At 71.8% G+C, this 16,654-nt stretch carries 17 protein-coding genes and 1 tRNA gene; 8 read left to right on the forward strand and 10 right to left on the reverse strand.

From position 1 onward, the window contains the following. The first annotated feature begins 254 nt into the window (after positions 1 to 254). Both RMN98_RS04640 and RMN98_RS04645 read left to right on the forward strand, forming a co-directional pair. Positions 255 to 1,823 (forward strand): MDR family MFS transporter, encoded by a 1,569-nt coding sequence (locus RMN98_RS04640; RefSeq protein WP_309647631.1) that lies wholly within the window; start codon positions 255 to 257, stop codon positions 1,821 to 1,823. Then, positions 1,820 to 2,263, forward strand: coding sequence for a MarR family transcriptional regulator (locus RMN98_RS04645; protein ID WP_309647632.1), 444 nt, complete (start codon positions 1,820 to 1,822; stop codon positions 2,261 to 2,263). Before RMN98_RS04640 ends, RMN98_RS04645 begins: the two co-directional genes overlap by 4 nt. Here the strand turns inward: RMN98_RS04645 and RMN98_RS04650 are convergent. Genes RMN98_RS04650 through RMN98_RS04660 form a run of 3 tightly spaced genes read right to left on the reverse strand, consistent with a single transcriptional unit; the run spans position 2,247 to position 5,910 of the window. Further along, on the reverse strand, positions 2,247 to 3,842 hold the full coding sequence (locus tag RMN98_RS04650) for a glycoside hydrolase family 13 protein (RefSeq protein ID WP_309647633.1): 1,596 nt from the start codon (positions 3,840 to 3,842) through the stop codon (positions 2,247 to 2,249). The genes RMN98_RS04645 and RMN98_RS04650 overlap by 17 nt on opposite strands. Continuing rightward, the gene (locus tag RMN98_RS04655) at positions 3,839 to 4,591 is read right to left on the reverse strand and encodes a hypothetical protein (RefSeq protein ID WP_309647634.1); all 753 of its coding nucleotides are present in this window, start codon (positions 4,589 to 4,591) and stop codon (positions 3,839 to 3,841) included. The genes RMN98_RS04650 and RMN98_RS04655 overlap by 4 nt, the downstream gene beginning before the upstream one ends. Further along, positions 4,588 to 5,910 carry a deoxyribodipyrimidine photo-lyase gene (locus tag RMN98_RS04660; RefSeq protein ID WP_309647635.1) on the reverse strand — a complete coding sequence of 441 codons (1,323 nt, stop codon included), beginning with the start codon at positions 5,908 to 5,910 and terminating at the stop codon, positions 4,588 to 4,590. The genes RMN98_RS04655 and RMN98_RS04660 overlap by 4 nt, the downstream gene beginning before the upstream one ends. Positions 5,911 to 5,988: 78 nt before the next feature. Here RMN98_RS04660 and RMN98_RS04665 point away from each other — a divergent pair, with 78 nt between their 5' ends. Continuing rightward, positions 5,989 to 6,675, forward strand: coding sequence for a metal-dependent transcriptional regulator (locus tag RMN98_RS04665; protein WP_309647636.1), 687 nt, complete (start codon positions 5,989 to 5,991; stop codon positions 6,673 to 6,675). Positions 6,676 to 6,869: 194 nt separating this feature from the next. Then, the gene (locus RMN98_RS04670; RefSeq protein ID WP_309647637.1) at positions 6,870 to 7,235 is read left to right on the forward strand and encodes a hypothetical protein; all 366 of its coding nucleotides are present in this window, start codon (positions 6,870 to 6,872) and stop codon (positions 7,233 to 7,235) included. Here the strand turns inward: RMN98_RS04670 and RMN98_RS04675 are convergent. Both RMN98_RS04675 and RMN98_RS04680 read right to left on the reverse strand, forming a co-directional pair. Next, positions 7,228 to 8,052 carry a Sir2 family NAD-dependent protein deacetylase gene (locus RMN98_RS04675; protein ID WP_309647638.1) on the reverse strand — a complete coding sequence of 275 codons (825 nt, stop codon included), beginning with the start codon at positions 8,050 to 8,052 and terminating at the stop codon, positions 7,228 to 7,230. The two genes, RMN98_RS04670 and RMN98_RS04675, sit on opposite strands and share 8 nt — an antisense overlap. Further along, positions 8,049 to 8,318 carry a DUF2277 domain-containing protein gene (locus tag RMN98_RS04680; protein ID WP_309647639.1) on the reverse strand — a complete coding sequence of 90 codons (270 nt, stop codon included), beginning with the start codon at positions 8,316 to 8,318 and terminating at the stop codon, positions 8,049 to 8,051. The genes RMN98_RS04675 and RMN98_RS04680 overlap by 4 nt, the downstream gene beginning before the upstream one ends. A 50-nt stretch (positions 8,319 to 8,368) precedes the next feature. On the opposite strand from RMN98_RS04680, the gene RMN98_RS04685 reads away from it, so the two are divergent. After that, complete coding sequence (locus RMN98_RS04685) at positions 8,369 to 9,547, forward strand: saccharopine dehydrogenase NADP-binding domain-containing protein (protein WP_309647640.1); 1,179 nt, start codon at positions 8,369 to 8,371, stop codon at positions 9,545 to 9,547. A gap of 12 nt (positions 9,548 to 9,559) precedes the next feature. Here the strand turns inward: RMN98_RS04685 and RMN98_RS04690 are convergent, their stop codons facing one another. Together RMN98_RS04690 and RMN98_RS04695 are read right to left on the reverse strand one after the other, a co-directional pair. Beyond that, positions 9,560 to 10,756, reverse strand: a complete 1,197-nt coding sequence (locus RMN98_RS04690) for a YibE/F family protein (protein WP_309647641.1) — start codon at positions 10,754 to 10,756, stop codon at positions 9,560 to 9,562. A 30-nt stretch (positions 10,757 to 10,786) separates the two neighbouring features. Next, positions 10,787 to 10,859: transfer RNA gene (locus RMN98_RS04695), tRNA-Arg, on the reverse strand. Between the two features lie 150 nt (positions 10,860 to 11,009). On the opposite strand from RMN98_RS04695, the gene RMN98_RS04700 reads away from it, so the two are divergent. Continuing rightward, on the forward strand, positions 11,010 to 12,251 hold the full coding sequence (locus RMN98_RS04700) for an LCP family protein (RefSeq protein WP_309647642.1): 1,242 nt from the start codon (positions 11,010 to 11,012) through the stop codon (positions 12,249 to 12,251). Then, complete coding sequence (locus tag RMN98_RS04705; RefSeq protein WP_309647685.1) at positions 12,251 to 12,436, forward strand: hypothetical protein; 186 nt, start codon at positions 12,251 to 12,253, stop codon at positions 12,434 to 12,436. Before RMN98_RS04700 ends, RMN98_RS04705 begins: the two co-directional genes overlap by 1 nt. 28 nt (positions 12,437 to 12,464) lie before the next feature. Here RMN98_RS04705 and RMN98_RS04710 read toward each other — a convergent pair whose 3' ends face one another. From RMN98_RS04710 to RMN98_RS04720, 3 genes are all read right to left on the reverse strand, one after another. After that, positions 12,465 to 12,833: an MscL family protein gene (locus RMN98_RS04710; protein ID WP_309647643.1), complete on the reverse strand. Its 369-nt coding sequence runs from the start codon at positions 12,831 to 12,833 to the stop codon at positions 12,465 to 12,467. Between the two features lie 55 nt (positions 12,834 to 12,888). Then, positions 12,889 to 13,521: an SAF domain-containing protein gene (locus RMN98_RS04715; protein WP_309647644.1), complete on the reverse strand. Its 633-nt coding sequence runs from the start codon at positions 13,519 to 13,521 to the stop codon at positions 12,889 to 12,891. A gap of 80 nt (positions 13,522 to 13,601) precedes the next feature. Further along, positions 13,602 to 13,916 carry an FmdB family zinc ribbon protein gene (locus tag RMN98_RS04720; RefSeq protein WP_309647645.1) on the reverse strand — a complete coding sequence of 105 codons (315 nt, stop codon included), beginning with the start codon at positions 13,914 to 13,916 and terminating at the stop codon, positions 13,602 to 13,604. A 107-nt stretch (positions 13,917 to 14,023) separates the two neighbouring features. Here RMN98_RS04720 and RMN98_RS04725 point away from each other — a divergent pair, with 107 nt between their 5' ends. Continuing rightward, positions 14,024 to 16,654: a penicillin acylase family protein gene (locus RMN98_RS04725; RefSeq protein ID WP_309647646.1), complete on the forward strand. Its 2,631-nt coding sequence runs from the start codon at positions 14,024 to 14,026 to the stop codon at positions 16,652 to 16,654.

Raw genomic sequence — 16,654 nt, forward strand, 5'->3', positions numbered from 1 at the left:
ACTGTGCAACATCGCGCCGACTCGGCGTACGGGGTGCAACATCGCGCCGACTCGGCGTACGGGGTGCAACATCGCGCCGCCTCGGCGTACGGGGCCGGGTGGGGTGGGACACATCTGGTTGCCGGGAGCAACGAACCAGGAATATGGTTGCGGAAGTCAACCTTCTAGTGATCATGAATCGAGCTTCCGTGTCGCAGGTCGTCACCCCGTCCGCATCCGGGTCCACGCCCGGGCCCGCCTCAGGGACCTCGTCCATGCCCGAGGAGTCGGGGCAGACGCGGCAGATGTCGCACCGCGAGATCATGGAGGCCCTCAGTGGCCTCCTCCTCGCGATGTTCGTGGCGATGCTCTCCAGCACCGTGGTCACCAACGCCCTGCCGCGGATCATCACCGACCTCGACGGCAGCCAGACCGGCTACACGTGGGTCGTGGTCTCGACACTGCTCGCCATGACGGCCACCACGCCCATCTGGGGCAAGCTGGCCGACCTCTTCAGCAAGAAGCTGCTGGTCCAGTCGGCGCTGGTGATCTACTCGGTCGGCTCGCTGGTCGCGGCCTTCGCCCCCACGATGGGTGTGCTCATCGGGGCCCGGGTCGTCCAGGGCCTCGGCGTCGGCGGTCTCACCGCCCTGGTGCAGGTCGTCATCGCCACGATGGTGAGCCCGCGCGAGCGGGGCCGCTACTCCGGCTACATCGGCGCCGTCTTCGCGCTCGCCACGGTCAGTGGCCCCCTCATCGGTGGACTGATCGTGGACAGCCCGCTGGGCTGGCGCGGCTGCTTCTTCGTCGGTCTGCCGGTCGCCGCCCTCGCCTTCGTGGTGCTCCAGCGCACGCTGCACCTGCCCGTCGTCAGGCGCGACGTCAGCATCGACTACCTCGGCGCCACCCTCATCGTCGCCGGTGTCAGCATCCTGCTCATCTGGGTCTCGCTCGCCGGCCAGCAGTTCGACTGGGTCTCCGCCACCACGGCCGTCATGCTCGTCGGTGGCGCGCTCGTCATCGCCGCGGCGCTCTACGTCGAGGCCCGCGTCGCCGACGACCCGATCATCCCGCTGCGCCTCTTCAAGGACCGTACGACGGCACTCGCCACCGCAGCCTCCGTCATGGTCGGCATCGCGATGTTCGGCGCGACGGTCTACCTGTCGCAGTACTTCCAGCTCGCCCGCGGGATGAGCCCCACCCAGGCCGGCCTGATGTCGATCGCGATGGTCGGCGGGCTGCTGGTCTCCTCCATCGCCACGGGGCGCATCATCACCCGCACGGGCCTGTGGAAGCGATGGCTCGTCGGCGGCATGGTCCTGGTCATCGTCGGCCTCGCCCTGCTCGGCCAGATCGACGAGAAGACCGACCTGGTCCTGGTCGGTGCCTCCATGGCGCTGGTCGGACTCGGCCTCGGTGCCACCATGCAGAACCTCGTGCTCGCCGTGCAGAACAACACCCGCATCGAGGACATGGGGGCCGCCAGCTCGGTCGTCGCGTTCTTCCGCTCGATGGGCGGCTCGATCGGCGTCTCGGCCCTGGGTGCGCTGCTCGCCTCGCAGGTCGCCTCCAGCGTCCGCGACGGCCTCAGCTCGATGGGTGTGGAGTCCACGCCCCACGAGAGCCACTCCATCCCCGACCTGAGCACCCTCCCGGCGCCGGTGCGCGCGCTCTACGAGTCGTCCTTCGGTGATGCGGTCGGCCTCCTGTTCCTGGTCTCCGCCCCGTTCGCGGCCGTCGCACTGCTGTGCGTGCTGTTCATCAAGGAGGTGCCGCTGCGCACCACCAACGACGTCCCGGCCGAGGATCGCGAGGGCGCCGACACCGCTACGGTGCAGGCATGACCCGCACCGACTCGCTGCGCCAGCTCGAGCAGGAGGTCGGCGTGCTCGTGCGCCGCGTCAAGCGGGTGATCGGGGTGCGGGCGCGGTTGGTGCACGAGGAGCTGCAGCCCTCGTCCTACCTGATGCTGTCCTACCTCGCCGAGCACGGCCCCACCCGCTCGTCGGCGATCGCGGAGATCTTCGCCATCGACAAGGGGGCGATCAGCCGCCAGGTCCAGCACCTGGTCGACCTCGGCCTCGTCGACCGCAGCCAGGACCCCGAGGACGGCCGTGCCTCGCTGCTCGACGCCAGCGACGACGCCCGCCGTCGGCTGGCCGACGTCACCGAGCACCGTCGCAAGTGGCTCGACGAGCAGCTCGGCGACTGGTCGGAGGCCGAGCTCTCCGGCTTCGTCGAGGAGCTCGGCCGCTACAACCAGGCGCTCAGCCAGCCGGAGTGAGCCACACCGCGGTGTCGGCGGGGAGGACGTCGTCCACCGGCCCGCTCGCCGCCACGACGGTCCCGGCCGGGAGGGGCGCCGGTGACGAGCCGCAGTTGAGCACGATCGTGAGGTCGCCCCGCACCACGGTCAGCACGTCGCCCACGACGTCGACAGACACCTCGTCGGGAGCATCGGTCCAGCGCCGCCGGGCCGCCAGCGCGCGCCGGTAGAACTCCAGCGTCGAGCGCTCGTCGCCCGCCTGCGCCTCGACGGTCAGCGCCGCCCAGCTGTCCGGCTGCGGCAGCCAGGGCTGCCCCGTCCCGGGTCCGAAGCCGTACGGCGGGTGGTCGCCCGCCCAGGGCATCGGCACGCGGCAGCCGTCCCGACCGGGCTTGCCGGTCCGGAACCAGGACGGGTCCTGCCGGTCGTCGGGGGCGACGTCGACCTCCTCGAGCCCGAGCTCCTCGCCCTGGTAGAGGTAGGCCGAGCCGGGCAGGCCCAGCGAGACCAGCGTCGCGGCTCGGGCCCGCGCCCGGCCGCTCTCGCCGCCGCCGTAGCGCGTGGCGTGGCGGTGCACGTCGTGGTTGCTGAGCACCCACGTGGGCGCTCCGCCGACGGCCGTCATCGCGGGCAGGGTGGTCGTGACGACCTCGGCGAACGCCTCGGCCGACCATGGCGCCATCACCCAGTCGAAGTTGAAGGCCTGGTGCAGCTCGTCGGAGCGGACGTAGCGGGCGTTGGCCTCGACGGTCGTGGTCCAGGCCTCGGCGACGGCCATGCGGTCGCCGTCGTAGTCGGCGAGCACCGCGTGCCACTGCCGGTAGACGTCGTGGACCTCGGGCTGGTCCCACATCGGCTCGTCGTCCTCGTGGCCGCCGACCTCGAAGGTCTCCCCGGCCCCGACGTCCGCGCGCTGCTGGTCGCGCAGGCTCGCCTCCTTGAGCAGGCCGTGGGCGACGTCGACGCGGAAGCCGTCGACCGAGCGGTCGAGCCAGAAGCGCAGCACGTCGACGAACATCGCGGCGACCTCGGGGTTGCGCCAGTCGAGGTCGGGCTGGCTGGTGTCGAAGAGGTGGAGGTACCACTGGTCGCTCCACCGACCCGGGGCGCCGACCCGGGTCCACGCCGGCCCGCCGAAGACCGACATCCAGTTGTTGGGCGGCTCGCTCGCGTCGTCACCACGGCCGGTGCGGAAGAGGTAGCGCGCCCGCTCGGGGCTGCCCGGCTCCGCCGCCAGGGCGGCCTGGAACCACACGTGGTCGCTGGAGGTGTGGTTGGGGACCAGGTCGACGATCACCTTGAGCCCGAGGTCGTGCGCCGTCGCGAGCAGGTCGTCGGCGTCCGAGAGCGAGCCGAAGAGCGGGTCGACGTCGGTGTAGTCGGCGACGTCGTAGCCGTGGTCGTGCTGGGGCGAGCGGTAGAACGGCGTCAGCCACACCGCGTCGACGCCGAGGTCGCGCAGGTAGGGCAACCGCGAGGTGATCCCGGGCAGGTCGCCGACCCCGTCGCCGTCGCCGTCGGCGAAGCTGCGGACGTAGACCTGGTAGACGACCGCGTGCCGCCACCACTCGGCCCCGACGGTCCCGGGCGCGCTCATGCGAACGCTGCCGGGTCGATCGCGATCCACAGGTGCTCGGCGGTGCCGACCACGCGCCCGTCCGCGTCGTAGAGGGTCGCCGCCGTGAAGGTCTTGCGGCCGTCCTGCCCGCGGGAGCTGCCGATCACCACGTGGGGTTCTCCGATCCTCGGTCGTGCGTCGATCCTGGCGGTCATCGAGCCCAGCACCATCAGCCGCTCGCCGAAGTCGGCGCCCCAGGCGCCGACGCAGTCGAGGGCGGCCCAGGTCGCGGGCAGGGAGGCGTGCGCGTCCTCGCCCGCCTCGACGTCCGGGTCCGCCGTGCTGACGTGCGGCGTCCAGGTCGCCGCCGCACGGGTGAAGCCGTCGACGTCGTCGACGCGGCCCGGGAAGATCCGCAGGCCGTCGCCCTCGTCCCGTGCGGTGCCGCACGCGAAGCAGGTGGCGAAGGGGTGGTGCTCCAGGCCGGGGAAGCGGGCCTCCGCGGCCAGGGCCTCGTCGAGCGCGACCGGCTCCACGGTGGTGAGCGGGCGCTCGTCGACGCGTGCGCGCACGGCTGCCCTGCCGTCGTACGACGCCACGGTCCAGCCGTCGTCCTCGGCCACCGGCATCGGGGTGTCGAGGGGCGGGGGCTGGCGCAGCGAGACGGTCACCGTCGCCCCGAGCGACCCGCCGTCGTCGACCAGCGTGGCCAGGGCTCCTGCGGTCCAACCGCCGTTGCCCGACGAGGGCGGCCCGCAGAAGCGGCTCGGCACGATGAGCTCGGTCATCGGATCTCCTCCCAGCGCGCGAGCGCCTCCTTGCGTTCCTCGCCATGGTCGACGACCGGCGGAGGGTAGCCGACCAGGTCGCGGTCGTCGGGGCTCGGGTCGTGCGGGTCGGCCACGTCGGCGAGCTCGGGAACCCAGCGCCGCACGTAGTCGCCGCGGGGGTCGAACTTCCTGCCCTGGCTGGTCGGGTTGAAGACCCGGAAGTAGGGCGACGCGTCGGTGCCGCTGCCCGCGGTCCACTGCCAGCCGTGCTGGTTGGAGGCCAGGTCGCCGTCGACGAGCCACTCCATGAAGTGCCGCGCGCCGTGCTGCCACTCCAGGTGCAGGTCCTTGACCAGGAAGCTGGCCACGATCATCCGCACCCGGTTGTGCATCCAGCCGGTCGCGCGCAGCTGGCGCATCCCCGCGTCGACGACCGGGAAACCGGTGCGCCCTTCTTTCCAGGCCACCAGCCGGGTGCCTGGATCGTCGTAGCGCATCCGGGCGTAGTCGGGCCGCAGGTAGTCGCGCGCCGTGTGCGGCTGGGCGGCGAGGACGTCGGCGTAGAACTCCCGCCACGCGATCTCCTTGCGGTACGTCGCGGCGCCGGCGCTGCGCAGAGGCGCGAGGTCGGCGAGCATCGAGCGGGGGTGGATCTCGCCCCACTTGAGGTGGACCGACATCCGCGAGGTGCCCTCGACGCCGGGCTTGTCACGGTCGTCGTCGTAGTCGGCGACCCGGTCGAGGAAGTCGGCCCAGCGATCGTGGGCGGCCTGCTCTCCTGCGGGGGGCAGCTCGACGCCGTCGGGGGAGGCCTCGTCAGGGATCTCGACGGTGTCGCCGACCGACAGCCAGGTCACGTCGGAGGGGGCGTCGACCGGGCCGCGCCACCCGTGGTCGGCCCAGGCCTTGGAGAAGGGTGTGTAGACCTTGTAGGGCGCCCCGCTGCCGCTCGTCACCCGGCCCGGCGCCACGGCATAGGAGGACCCGGTGCGCACCAGCTCGATCCCGGCCTCGGCCAGGGCCGCCTCGACCCGCTCGTCGCGCTCGCGGCCGTAGGGACCGAAGTCCGCGGCCACGTGCACCTGCGCGGCCCCGACCTCGCGCGCGGCCTGCACCACCCGTCGTACGGGGTCACCGTGGACGACGCACAGCGGCAGGTCGGCGGCCAGCGAGCGCAGCGAGGCGCCCAGGTAGGCGCGGCGCACCGCGCCCGCCGGGCCCCACAGCGCGGGGTCGAGCACGAAGAGCGGGAGGACGTCTCCCTCGGCGACGGCCGCGAGGAGGGCGGGGTTGTCACGGAGGCGGAGGTCGCGGCGGAACCACATCACGGCAGGCATCGCCTCCAGCCTGCCAGGACCGCTCCACCGGGAGTAGGCCAGGCGGGCGAAAGAGCGGTCATGCGTAAGAATGGGTGGGTGAGCGACCTGATCGACACCACCGAGATGTACCTCCGGACCATCTACGAGCTGGTCGAGGAGGGCATCGTGCCGTTGCGCGCACGCATCGCCGAGCGTCTCCACCAGAGCGGGCCGACCGTCTCGCAGACGGTGGCGCGCATGGAGCGCGACGGGCTGCTGACCGTCGAGGGCGACCGGCACCTCGAGCTCACCGAGGTCGGCCTCCAGCTCGCCACGCGGGTGATGCGCAAGCACCGGCTCGCCGAGCGGCTGCTCACCGACGTCATCGGGCTCGACTGGGAGCTGGTGCACGAGGAGGCCTGCCGCTGGGAGCACGTGATGTCGGAGACCGTCGAGCGCCGGCTCCTCGAGCTGCTCGACCACCCGACCGAGTCGCCCTACGGCAACCCGATCCCCGGCCTCGAGGAGCTCGGCCAGAGCGCCGTCGGCGAGGAGTTCATGGACGGGGTCGAGTCCCTCGCGCAGGCAGCCGGGCCCGAGGAGGTCCGGGTGCTGGTGCGCCGCATCTCCGAGGAGATGCAGAAGGACGAGTCCCTGATGAGCGCCATGCGACGCGTGGGGGCCATCCCCGACAAGACCGTCACGATCATCGCGACGGGTGAGGGAGTCCTCGTCGGCTCGGGCGGGGAGACCGCCGAGATCGCCCCCGACGCGGCCGATCACATCTTCGTACGACGCCTCTGACGCGCGTTTTCGTCGTGTGACGGACTTCTGACCACGTGGAGGGACTTCCACCCCTCACCATCGACACCCCGGACATGTACTTGAGATTTATACCTCCGGAGGTAGACCATTGGTTCCGAGACCGTAACCGCGCCGCACCGTCGCGCGTTCTCAGGGGGAGTGGCCGGGGGGCCTCTCCCAGAGGAGGTAGCACCATGGAGCTGATCGCCGTCCCCATCTACGCCGACGCGCTGGCCAAGTGCGCGTCCGTGAAGGTGCTGCACAGCGAGACTCGGCTCGAGCGCGGGCTCGACCACGAGGAGTCGGTGATCATCCTCGATGCCGACGGGGGCTTCCACGCCGCGGTCGTCGAGGAGGTGGGCTTCACCCTGGAGGACACCACCTACCGCTTGCGCCTGGGCGTCCGGCTGCCGGCCGACCTCGCTGCCGAGCGGCTCTCGGGCTCGCCGATGTCGGTGGAGCGCAGCCAGGTCCACGAGGTGGCCGACCTGCTCGGGGAGGTGCGGGGACGCGTGGCCGACACCCCCGAGGACCTCAGCCCCGTGCAGCTGGTCAGCTGACCGCGACCAGCGCCTCCAGGAAGTCGGTGCACCCGATCTCGAGCTTCACCGTTGCGTGGTCGTCGCCGCGGGTCGCGCCCCGGTTGACGATCACGACCGGCACGCCCAGCGTGGTCGCCCGGCGGACGAAGCGGAAACCGCTCATCACGGTCAGGCTGGAGCCCGCGACCAGCAGCGCCCCGTCCGTCTCGGCCAAGGCGTCGACGGAGGCGTAGCAGCGCTCGACGCGCGGCAGCGGGACGTTCTCGCCGAAGAACACCACGTCCGGCTTGAGGGCCCCGCCGCAGTCGACGCACCCGGGCACCACGAAGCCCGCGGTCTCCTCGAGGTCGACGTCGCCGTCGGGACGGGTCTCGACGAGGGCGTGCCGCTCCTCGAAGCCCGGGTTGAGGGCGGCCAGCCGCTCGTGCAGCGACCGCCGCGACGTCGTCGCCCGGCACGAGAGGCACACGACGTCGCCGATCCGGCCGTGCAGCGCCACCAGCTGCCGTGACCCGGCGGCCTCGTGCAGTCCGTCGACGTTCTGGGTGATCAGCAGGGTCGGGTCGAGCGCCGTGAGCGCGCGGTGGCCGGCGTTGGGCTCGGCGCGCCGCATGCGGCCCCACCCCAGGTGGCTGCGCGCCCAGTAGCGCTGCTGTGCCTCCGGACCCGAGACGAACTCCTGGTAGGTCATGGGCATGCGTGAGGGGGAGCCCGGGCCGCGGTAGTCGGGGATCCCGGAGTCGGTGGACAGCCCGGCGCCGGTCAGCACGACGAGGGGGCGGCCGAGGAGCAGGGCGAGCGCGGCATCGCGCTCGTCGACCGAGGTCTGGGTCACCGGGCGTAGCGGAGCTCGGCGCGCGCCCGGGCCTTCGCGGCCTCGGCCCCACGGTCCTTGGGCGGCGCGGTGGTGACCAGGTCGTCGATCAGGTGCTGGGTGAGGTGCGCGATCTCGCGCACCGCCTGGTCGAAGACGGCCTGGTTGGCCTGCGAGGGCTTGGTGGTCCCGCTGACCTTGCGGACGTACTGCAGCGCGGCCGCCGTGACCTCGTCGCGCGTGGCCGGGGGCTCGAAGTTGTTGAGCGGGCGGATGTTGCGGCACATGGGACGAGACTACGTCGCAGCACGGCGTCGCGAGATGCCACGATGACTCCATGGATGACACCTCCCGCGAGTTCGACCTGGTCCTCTTCGGGGCGACCGGCTTCACCGGTGGCCTGACCGCCGCCTACCTCGCCGAGCACGGCCCGACCGGGCTGCGCTGGGCCCTGGTGGGCCGCAGCCAGGAGAAGCTCGAGCGGGTCCGCGCGCACCTCGCGGCCGACCGCCCCGAGCTGGCCGACCTGCCGCTGCTCGTGGCCGACGCCGCCGACCCGGCCTCGCTGGCCGACGTCGCCGGGCGCACGAAGGTCGTCATCACCACCGTCGGCCCCTACCTCACCCACGGCGAGCCGCTCGTCGCAGCGTGCGCGGAGGCCGGCACCGACTACGTCGACCTCACCGGTGAGCCGGAGTTCGTCGACCGGATGTACGTCGCGCACCACGCCACCGCCGTCGCCTCCGGGGCCCGGCTGGTGCACGCGTGCGGCTTCGACTCCATCCCGCACGACCTGGGCGCGATGTACACCGTGCAGCAGCTCGCCGCGTCCGGGCCGGTCTCCGTGCGGGGCGTGGTCCGCGCGAGCGGCATGTTCTCCGGTGGCACCTTCCACTCCGCGATGACCGCCATGTCGCGGCCCAAGCAGATGAAGGAGGCCTCCACGGCTCGTCGTCGGGTCGAGCCGAAGCCGGCCGAAGGTCGCTCCTCGCGCGCGGTCGGTGGCAAGCCCCATCGTGACAAGCAGCTCGGCTTCTGGCTGCTCCCGATGCCGACGATCGACCCGTTCGTCGTCCAGCGGTCGGGGGCCGCCCTGGCGTCGTACGGCCCGACGTTCCGCTACTCCCACTTCGCCGGCACCAAGACGCTGCACTACGCCGCGGGCGGTGCGGCCGGGGTCGGCGCGATCGCGCTGGCCGCGCAGCTCAAGCCGCTGCGCAACCTGATGCTCGGTCGGATCAAGCAGGGGGAGGGCCCCGACGCGTCGAAGCGTGAGAAGTCGTGGTTCACCGTCGACTTCATCGGCGAGGGTGACGGTCGCACCATCCACACGCGCGTCTCCGGAGGCGACCCGGGCTACGGCGAGACCGCCAAGATGCTCGCCGAGTCGGCGTTGTGCCTGGCCTTCGACGACAACCCGAGCACCGCTGGTCAGGTCACCACCGCCCAGGCGATGGGCGACAACCTGCTTGCCCGTCTGCACGCCCAGGGCATCACCTTCGAGGCGCTGGCCTGAGGCCGGGGACAGTCAGGCCTCGCGAGACCCAGGCACGGTGAGGGCGGCGATGAAGGTCGTGATCGGCACGGCGAGCACGAGACCGATGCTGCTGGTCAGCGAGCGCACGATCTCCTCGGCGATCTCCTCGGTGCCGATCAGGTCGGTCATCGGCCGGTCGTAGAGCTGGAGCACGAGCAGCAGCGTGAGCGCGGTGCCGGCGTAGGCGAAGACGATCGTGTAGATCGTCGAGGCGATGTGGTCGCGCCCGATCCGCATGCCGCTGGTGAAGATCTCGGTGCGGCTCATGGTCGGCGACGCCGCGCGCAGCTCCCAGACGGCCGACGACTGGGTGATGGTGACGTCGTTGAGCACGCCCAGCCCGGCGATGATCACGGCGGCCGTCAGGAGGCCCTGGAAGTTGATCTCGCTGGCGAAGGTCGTCAGGAAGCCGCCGCTCTCGTCGGCGATGCCGGACAGGTGCGTCGAACGCACCGCCCACCACCCGACCACGGCGGTGATCGCGAGGCCGGCCAGGGTGCCGGCGAGCGCCGTGCTGGTGCGGATCGAGAAGCCGTGGGTCGTGTAGAGGACGACGTACATGATCGCGGTGGCCGCGACCAGGGCCACGGGGATGCCCGGCTCGCCGGTGAGCAGCGCCGGGACCGCGAAGCCGAGCACCACGACGCTGGCGAAGGCAAGGCCGAGCAGCGCCATGAGGCCGCGCAGACGGGCGATCCCGAGGACCACGACGACGAAGGCGATCGTCAGGATCCACAGCGGGCTGGAGCGCTCGGTGCCGAAGTAGCCGAACTGGCCCTCGCCCTCCTGCGGCTGTCGGACCAGCTCGATCCGGTCGCCGGGATCGAGGCCGGAGTCGCTGATCTGAGGGGGTACGTCGACCAGGACCTGGGTGCCCTCGCTCGCACCCTCGTCGACGACCGCCCGGATCCGCCCGCACCCGGCCTCGGCGGGGTTCTCGTCGGCGGCGCACGCGCGCTGCACCTCGCGCACCACCGCCTCGGGGAACGTCACGCCCTCGGCCGCGAAGCCCACCGACCCCTGGAGCTGGTCGGCGGCCTCGCGGTCGGGCCAGAGCAGTGCCAGCCCGACGAGCGTGACGACCGCGACGAGGGCCAGGGCGGTCAGGAGCACCAGGCGCGGCGTCCGGTCGACCTGGAAGTCGTCCTCACCGCCCGCGCGGTGGGAGTGACCGTGTCCGTGGCCCATGGGTCTCCTGGAGTCGTCCTGGCTGCTCTGTGCCCCAGGCAAGAGTCGAACTTGCGACCTTTCGCTTAGGAGGCGGCTGCTCTATCCACTGAGCTACTGGGGCTTGGTGAAGCATTTTGTCAGCACGACGCCACGGTGACGAATGCGGGCCCGCTCGTCGCCGGTTTGGCCTTACTGGTCGGTCAGGGAGACTATTTGAGCTGTCCGTCACGATGAGCAGGTGCGACCACGACCCCGCCCCGAAGGGTGATGCATGTCCGACGCCGAGTCGAACCCCGCTGAGCAGAGTGCTGCTGAGCAGGTCTCGGCTGCCACGACGAGCAAGGGTCGACGCCGCGCGAAGGCGCCCCGGACCCACGTCGTGGGCAAGGTGCTCCTCAGCTCGCTGATCGTCCTGGGGATGGTCACGGGCCTGTCGGTGGTCTTCATCTACCGCCACCTCAACGACAACCTCACGGTGCTCGACGTCTCGAGCCAGCTCGAGAACCGCCCCGAGAAGCAGCGTCAGGCCTCCGACGTCCCGCAGGAGCCGCTCAACATCCTGGTGATGGGCTCCGACAGCCGCGAGGGCGAGGGCAACAACATCGACGGGCTCACCGGCGACGGCGCCCGCTCGGACACCACCATCCTGATGCACCTCTCGGCGGACCGGAAGCAGGCCTACGGCGTCAGCATCCCCCGCGACTCCCTGGTCACCCGTCCCGACTGCAGGACCGAGGACGGCGAGACCATCCCCGGGGGCGAGAACGAGCAGTGGAACACCGCCTTCGCACTCGGTGGGCCCGCGTGCACGATCCAGCAGTTCGAGCAGCTGACCGGGGTCTTCGTCGACCACTTCGTCGTCGTCGACTTCTCCGGCTTCCGCGACATGGTCGACGCGATCGACGGCGTCGAGGTCTGCATCCCCGAGGACATCGAGGACCCCGAGCACGGCATCAACATCCCGGCCGGCACCCGCGAGGTGCGCGGCAAGGAAGCCCTCAACTACGTCCGGGCCCGCTACACGCTCGGCGACGGCTCCGACATCGGGCGCATCGCGCGCCAGCAGGCGTTCATCGCCGCCATGGCCAACAAGGTCGTCTCCGGGGGGACCCTGGCCCGCTTCGACCGGCTGGTCGGCTTCCTCAACGCCGCCACCAAGTCCCTGATCGTCGACCCGGGCCTGGAGAACGTCTTCAAGATCGGCAAGGCCGGCCTGGGCTTCAAGAACATCGGTCTCGACAACATCAAGTTCGTCACCGTCCCGTTCGAGTACGACACCCGCGAGGGCTTCGAGGGCCGCGTCGTGTGGCTGCCCGAGGCCGACGACGTGTGGCAGAAGGTCGTCGACGACGAGCCGCTCAGCCGCCGCCTGAGCTCGGGCGCGATCAACGCCGGCGAGCTGCCCGGCTCCGGCTCGCCCAGCGATGGCGCCTCCCCGAGCGACGGGGCGTCGCCCAGCGAGCCCGACGAGGACGTGACCGCGGCCCGCGAGGCTGCCGGGCTGTGCGCCTGATGGCGGGCCAGCCGGAGGACCGGGCGGTCGCCGAGTCGACGTGGGCCCGCAGGAAGCGGCTCGCGGCGATCTTCGGCGATGCCCTGCCGGACACGACCAGCGACGAGCGGGACCCGGGGTCGGCGCCCGCCGAGGACGCCTTCGAGGCGTGGCTCAAGGCTCAGGTGCCGCCTCACCACGGGTGAGACGGCACCGCTTCGTCGATGCGGTGGGTCAGACCTGCGGGCGGTTGGCCAGCAGGTCGCGGATCTCCTGGAGCAGCCGGACGTCCTCGGGGGTGCCCGGCTGCGGGCTGGGGAAGAACTTCTCCTTCGCCCTGACGTAGGGCGTGACGACGAAGAAGTAGACGACCGCGGCCAGGATCAGGAACGCCACCATGGCGGTGAGGAACGGGCCGATCAGCACGTCGCCGGGAGCGAAGGTGTCGAAGTTGGGCTCCTTGCCGCCGCTGACCTTGGCGATGGCCGACATCAGCATGCCGGTGAAGGCCGTGACGACCGCGGTGAACGCGGTGCCGATGATGACCGCGACGGCCAGGTCGACGAGGTTGCCGCGGAGGATGAAGTTCTTGAACCCTGACATGAGCCGCTCCTTGGAGTTCGAGAGGTGAGGCGGGTGCCCCGCGGTCCCGGTGAAACTATCGGCTGCTCCAGGTGAATGTCACGAAGGATCGCACCGATGCGACAGAGACAGGACCAAGGTCCCGTCCTCCCAGGCCGACCACGACCAGCCTGCCCGGGAGGGCACTGGCCCCGCTGAGGTCCCGGTCTCCCGGCAGGGCGAGGACCGGCACCTCGCTCGCGACCACGTGGCTGGTGGCGCGCTGCGGGTCGGCTGCCACCAGGTCGATGACGTCGCCGACGCGCAGCAGGTCGGCCATCGCGGCGTCGGGCAGGCGCACCGGCGCCGCCACCAGGTCGGAGCGGCCGGCGACGAGGTCGGGCCCCACCAGGCGCACGTCGGTCAGCGGCTCGCCCGCGCGCACCGGCCCCGCGAGCACCCGCCCCAGCGGGTCGTCGACCACGTCGGGCGGGACCACGTCGGGCGGGAGGTCCACCGTCGTCAGGTCGCCGGGGGCGAGCACGGCGCCGACGGGCAGGTCCCGGGCCGCGACCACGACCCCGGTCGTCCGCTCGGGCGGTGCGGCGACCGCGTGCAGCCCGGCCGCCACCGCCACGGCCGTGAGTGCTGCGGCCAGCAGTCGACGACGGCGCAGGACGGCTCGTCGTACGGCGAGGACGACGCGGCGGACGCGGCTCAGGGGCTCCATGCCCCGACGCTAGGCCAGGGCACGCCGGCGCGGAGCGGCTCTCCACAGGCCACGGCAGGGCCGGGGCGCGCGAGGGAGGGTCAGGACGCGGAGGGGGCCGGCGTCGACGGCTTGGGGTCGGCCTTCTTCGCCGTCGTGGTGTCGGTCTTGGCCGGCGTGGAGGAGCTGCTGTCGCCGGACGAGGAGGACGAGGCGGCCGGCTCGGAGGCGGTCGCGCTCGAGCGGCTGTCGGTGCGGTAGAAGCCCGAGCCCTTGAAGACGACGCCCACGGCGTTGAAGACCTTGCGGAGCTTGCCCTGGCACTGCGGGCACTCCGTGAGCGTGTCGTCGCTGAAGCTCTGGAACTGCTCGAAGTCGTGCCTGCACTCGGTGCAGGCGTACTGGTAGGTCGGCACGGTTCTCCTCAGGTGGCGCGTCGGTGCGGAGGGGGTCTTGGGGTCCCGTTCTGGCACTCCGCCCTGACGACTGCCAATTCTAAGGCACGGCGACAATGAGTGTCGCCATGACCGAGGACACAGCGCCGCCCGAGCCCGCCCCGCGCGCCCAGCGCACCCGGTGGCAGACCTTCCGATCGCTGCCGCGCGCCCTGCGCGTGACGTCGTACGGCGCCGTCGGGCTGGTCCTGCTGCTCGTCGCCGGCCTCGCCACGGCCGTCGTGCTGGCGCGCCGTCCGCTCCCGCAGACGTCCGGCACGATCGAGGTGCCCGGCCTCGGGGCGAGCGTCGAGGTCGTCCGCGACGAGCACGGGATCCCGCAGGTCTACGCCGACACGATGGACGACCTGATGCGCGCCCAGGGCTACGTGCAGGCCCAGGAGCGGTTCTTCGAGATGGACGTGCGTCGGCACGCCACGGCCGGGCGCCTGGCGGAGATGTTCGGCGAGGACGCCCTCGAGACCGACCTCTACGTGCGCACGATGGGCTGGCGCCGCGTCGCCGAGCGTGAGCTGGCGCTGATCGAGCCCGACACCCGCGCCGCCCTGGAGTCCTACGCCGACGGGGTCAACGCCTACCTCGCGGATCACTCCCCGTCGGAGATCGCGCTGGAGTACACCGTGCTCAACGCCGGTGGCCTGGGCTACGTCCCGGAGGACTGGACGGCCGTCGACTCGCTCGCCTGGCTCAAGGCGATGGCCTGGGACCTGCGCGGCAACATGGGGGAGGAGATCGACCGGGTCCTGACGACCGAGGCGGTCGGGCCGGACCGTGCCGCGGAGCTCTACCCGGCCTACGACGCCGACGGCCAGGCGCCGATCGTCGACCAGGGCAGGGTCGTGGACGGGGTCTTCGAGCAGGACGCCACGACCGGTGGCACCCGCAACCCGCGCCGACCCGCCTTCACCGCCGACCAGGTCGCGCCGCTGGCGTCGCTGCGCGAGGGCCTCGAGCGGCTGCCGGCCTGGCTGGGGCGCGGCGACGGCATCGGCAGCAACTCCTGGGTCGTCGACGGCGACCACACCTCGACCGGCGAGCCGATGCTGGCCAACGACCCCCACCTCGGCATCGGGATGCCCGGCGTGTGGATGCAGATGGGCCTGCACTGCCGCGAGATCTCGGCGGCCTGCCCCATCGACGTCGCGGGCTTCACCTTCTCCGGCGTGCCGGGCGTGATCATCGGCCACAACGCCGACATCGCGTGGGGCTTCACCAACCTCGGACCCGACGTGACCGACCTCTACGTCGAGCGCGTCACCGGCGACACCTGGCGCCACGACGGTCGCGACCGCCCGCTGACCGTGCGCACCGAGACCGTCGAGGTCGCCGGCGGCGACGACGTGGAGGTCACGATCCGTGCCACCGCGCACGGACCGATCCTCTCCGACGTCGACGACCAGCTCGCCGAGGTGGGCGAGGTCGCGCCGCTGTCGCGTCCGGCCGACCTCGCGCCCGGCGAGGAGTACGCCGTGTCCCTGGCCTGGACGGCCCTCACGCCGTCGCCGACGGCCGACGCGATCCTGGGCCTCAACGCCGCCACCGACTGGGACTCCTTCCGCGCGGCCGCCGCCGACTTCGCGGTGCCGGCGCAGAACCTCGTCTTCGCCGACACCGCGGGGCACATCGGTTACCAGGCGCCCGGCTCGATCCCGATCCGCAAGTCCGGCAACGACGGGCTGCTGCCCTCGGCCGGGTGGCGCTCGGAGAACGATTGGACCGGGGAGTACGTCCCCTTCGACGGCCTGCCCAACGTGCTCGACCCCGAGGAGGGCTTCGTCGTCGCGGCCAACCAGGCCGTCGTGGCCGACGACGACTACCCCTACTTCCTCACCGACGACTGGGACCGTGGCTTCCGCTCGCAGCGGATCCGCGAGCTGCTCGAGGAGGAAGGCGAGCTCTCCATGGCCGAGATGGCCGAGCTCCAGCTCGACGACCGCAACCCGCTGGCAGCCTCGCTGGTGCCCTACCTGCTCGACGTCGAGCTGCGTCGCGGCTACAACGACGACGGTCAGCGCCTGCTCGACGACTGGGACCTCGACCAGCCCGCCGAGAGCGCCGCCGCTGCCTACTACAACGTCACGTGGCGCAACCTGCTCGAGCTGACCTTCCACGACGACCTGCCCGAGGACGTCTGGCCCGACGGCGGCCAGCGCTGGATGGCGGTCATGGAGCGCCTGTTCACCGAGCCCAACTCGCCCTGGTGGGACGACGTCACCACCGAGCTGGAGGTCGAGACCCGTGACGACGTCATCCGCGCGGCGCTGCTCGCGGCCCGCAACGAGATGACCGCCCTCCTGGCGCCGCGCGCCGGCGACTGGTCGTGGGGTGCCCTGCACACGCTCGACCTGCGCTCGAGCACGCTGGGCGAGTCGGGCATCGGCGTGGTCGAGCGGCTCTTCAACCGCGAGGGTTGGGAGGTCGGTGGCGGCAGCGCCACCGTCGACGCCACCTCGTGGGACGCCGCCGAGGGCTATGCCGTGACCGCAGCCCCCTCGATGCGCATGGTCGTGTCGCTCTCCGACCTCGACGACTCGCGGTGGATCAACCTGACCGGGGTCTCCGGGCACCCCTTCAGCGAGCACTACACCGACCAGACCGAGCTGTGGGTCGAGGGCGAGACGCTGCCGTGGGCCTTCAGCCGCGACGACGTCCTCGCCTCCGCGGCCGACACGCTGCTGTTGGTGCCGCCGGAGGACTAG

Source organism: Nocardioides sp. (assembly GCF_031397825.1).
GTDB lineage: Bacteria > Actinomycetota > Actinomycetes > Propionibacteriales > Nocardioidaceae > Nocardioides.

Excerpts from the sequence above, each read along its gene's own strand:
- RMN98_RS04685 (WP_309647640.1), top strand. The coding sequence starts at position 8,369 with ATGGATGACACCTCCCGCGAGTTCGACCTGGTCCTCTTCGGGGCGACC.
- RMN98_RS04705 (WP_309647685.1), top strand. The coding sequence starts at position 12,251 with ATGGCGGGCCAGCCGGAGGACCGGGCGGTCGCCGAGTCGACGTGGGCC.
- RMN98_RS04700 (WP_309647642.1), top strand. The coding sequence starts at position 11,010 with ATGTCCGACGCCGAGTCGAACCCCGCTGAGCAGAGTGCTGCTGAGCAG.
- RMN98_RS04725 (WP_309647646.1), top strand. The coding sequence starts at position 14,024 with ATGACCGAGGACACAGCGCCGCCCGAGCCCGCCCCGCGCGCCCAGCGC.
- RMN98_RS04680 (WP_309647639.1), bottom strand. The coding sequence starts at position 8,318 with ATGTGCCGCAACATCCGCCCGCTCAACAACTTCGAGCCCCCGGCCACG.
- RMN98_RS04690 (WP_309647641.1), bottom strand. The coding sequence starts at position 10,756 with ATGGGCCACGGACACGGTCACTCCCACCGCGCGGGCGGTGAGGACGAC.
- RMN98_RS04710 (WP_309647643.1), bottom strand. The coding sequence starts at position 12,833 with ATGTCAGGGTTCAAGAACTTCATCCTCCGCGGCAACCTCGTCGACCTG.
- RMN98_RS04645 (WP_309647632.1), top strand. The coding sequence starts at position 1,820 with ATGACCCGCACCGACTCGCTGCGCCAGCTCGAGCAGGAGGTCGGCGTG.
- RMN98_RS04660 (WP_309647635.1), bottom strand. The coding sequence starts at position 5,910 with ATGCCTGCCGTGATGTGGTTCCGCCGCGACCTCCGCCTCCGTGACAAC.
- RMN98_RS04640 (WP_309647631.1), top strand. The coding sequence starts at position 255 with ATGCCCGAGGAGTCGGGGCAGACGCGGCAGATGTCGCACCGCGAGATC.
- RMN98_RS04655 (WP_309647634.1), bottom strand. The coding sequence starts at position 4,591 with ATGACCGAGCTCATCGTGCCGAGCCGCTTCTGCGGGCCGCCCTCGTCG.
- RMN98_RS04650 (WP_309647633.1), bottom strand. The coding sequence starts at position 3,842 with ATGAGCGCGCCCGGGACCGTCGGGGCCGAGTGGTGGCGGCACGCGGTC.
- RMN98_RS04715 (WP_309647644.1), bottom strand. The coding sequence starts at position 13,521 with ATGGAGCCCCTGAGCCGCGTCCGCCGCGTCGTCCTCGCCGTACGACGA.
- RMN98_RS04670 (WP_309647637.1), top strand. The coding sequence starts at position 6,870 with ATGGAGCTGATCGCCGTCCCCATCTACGCCGACGCGCTGGCCAAGTGC.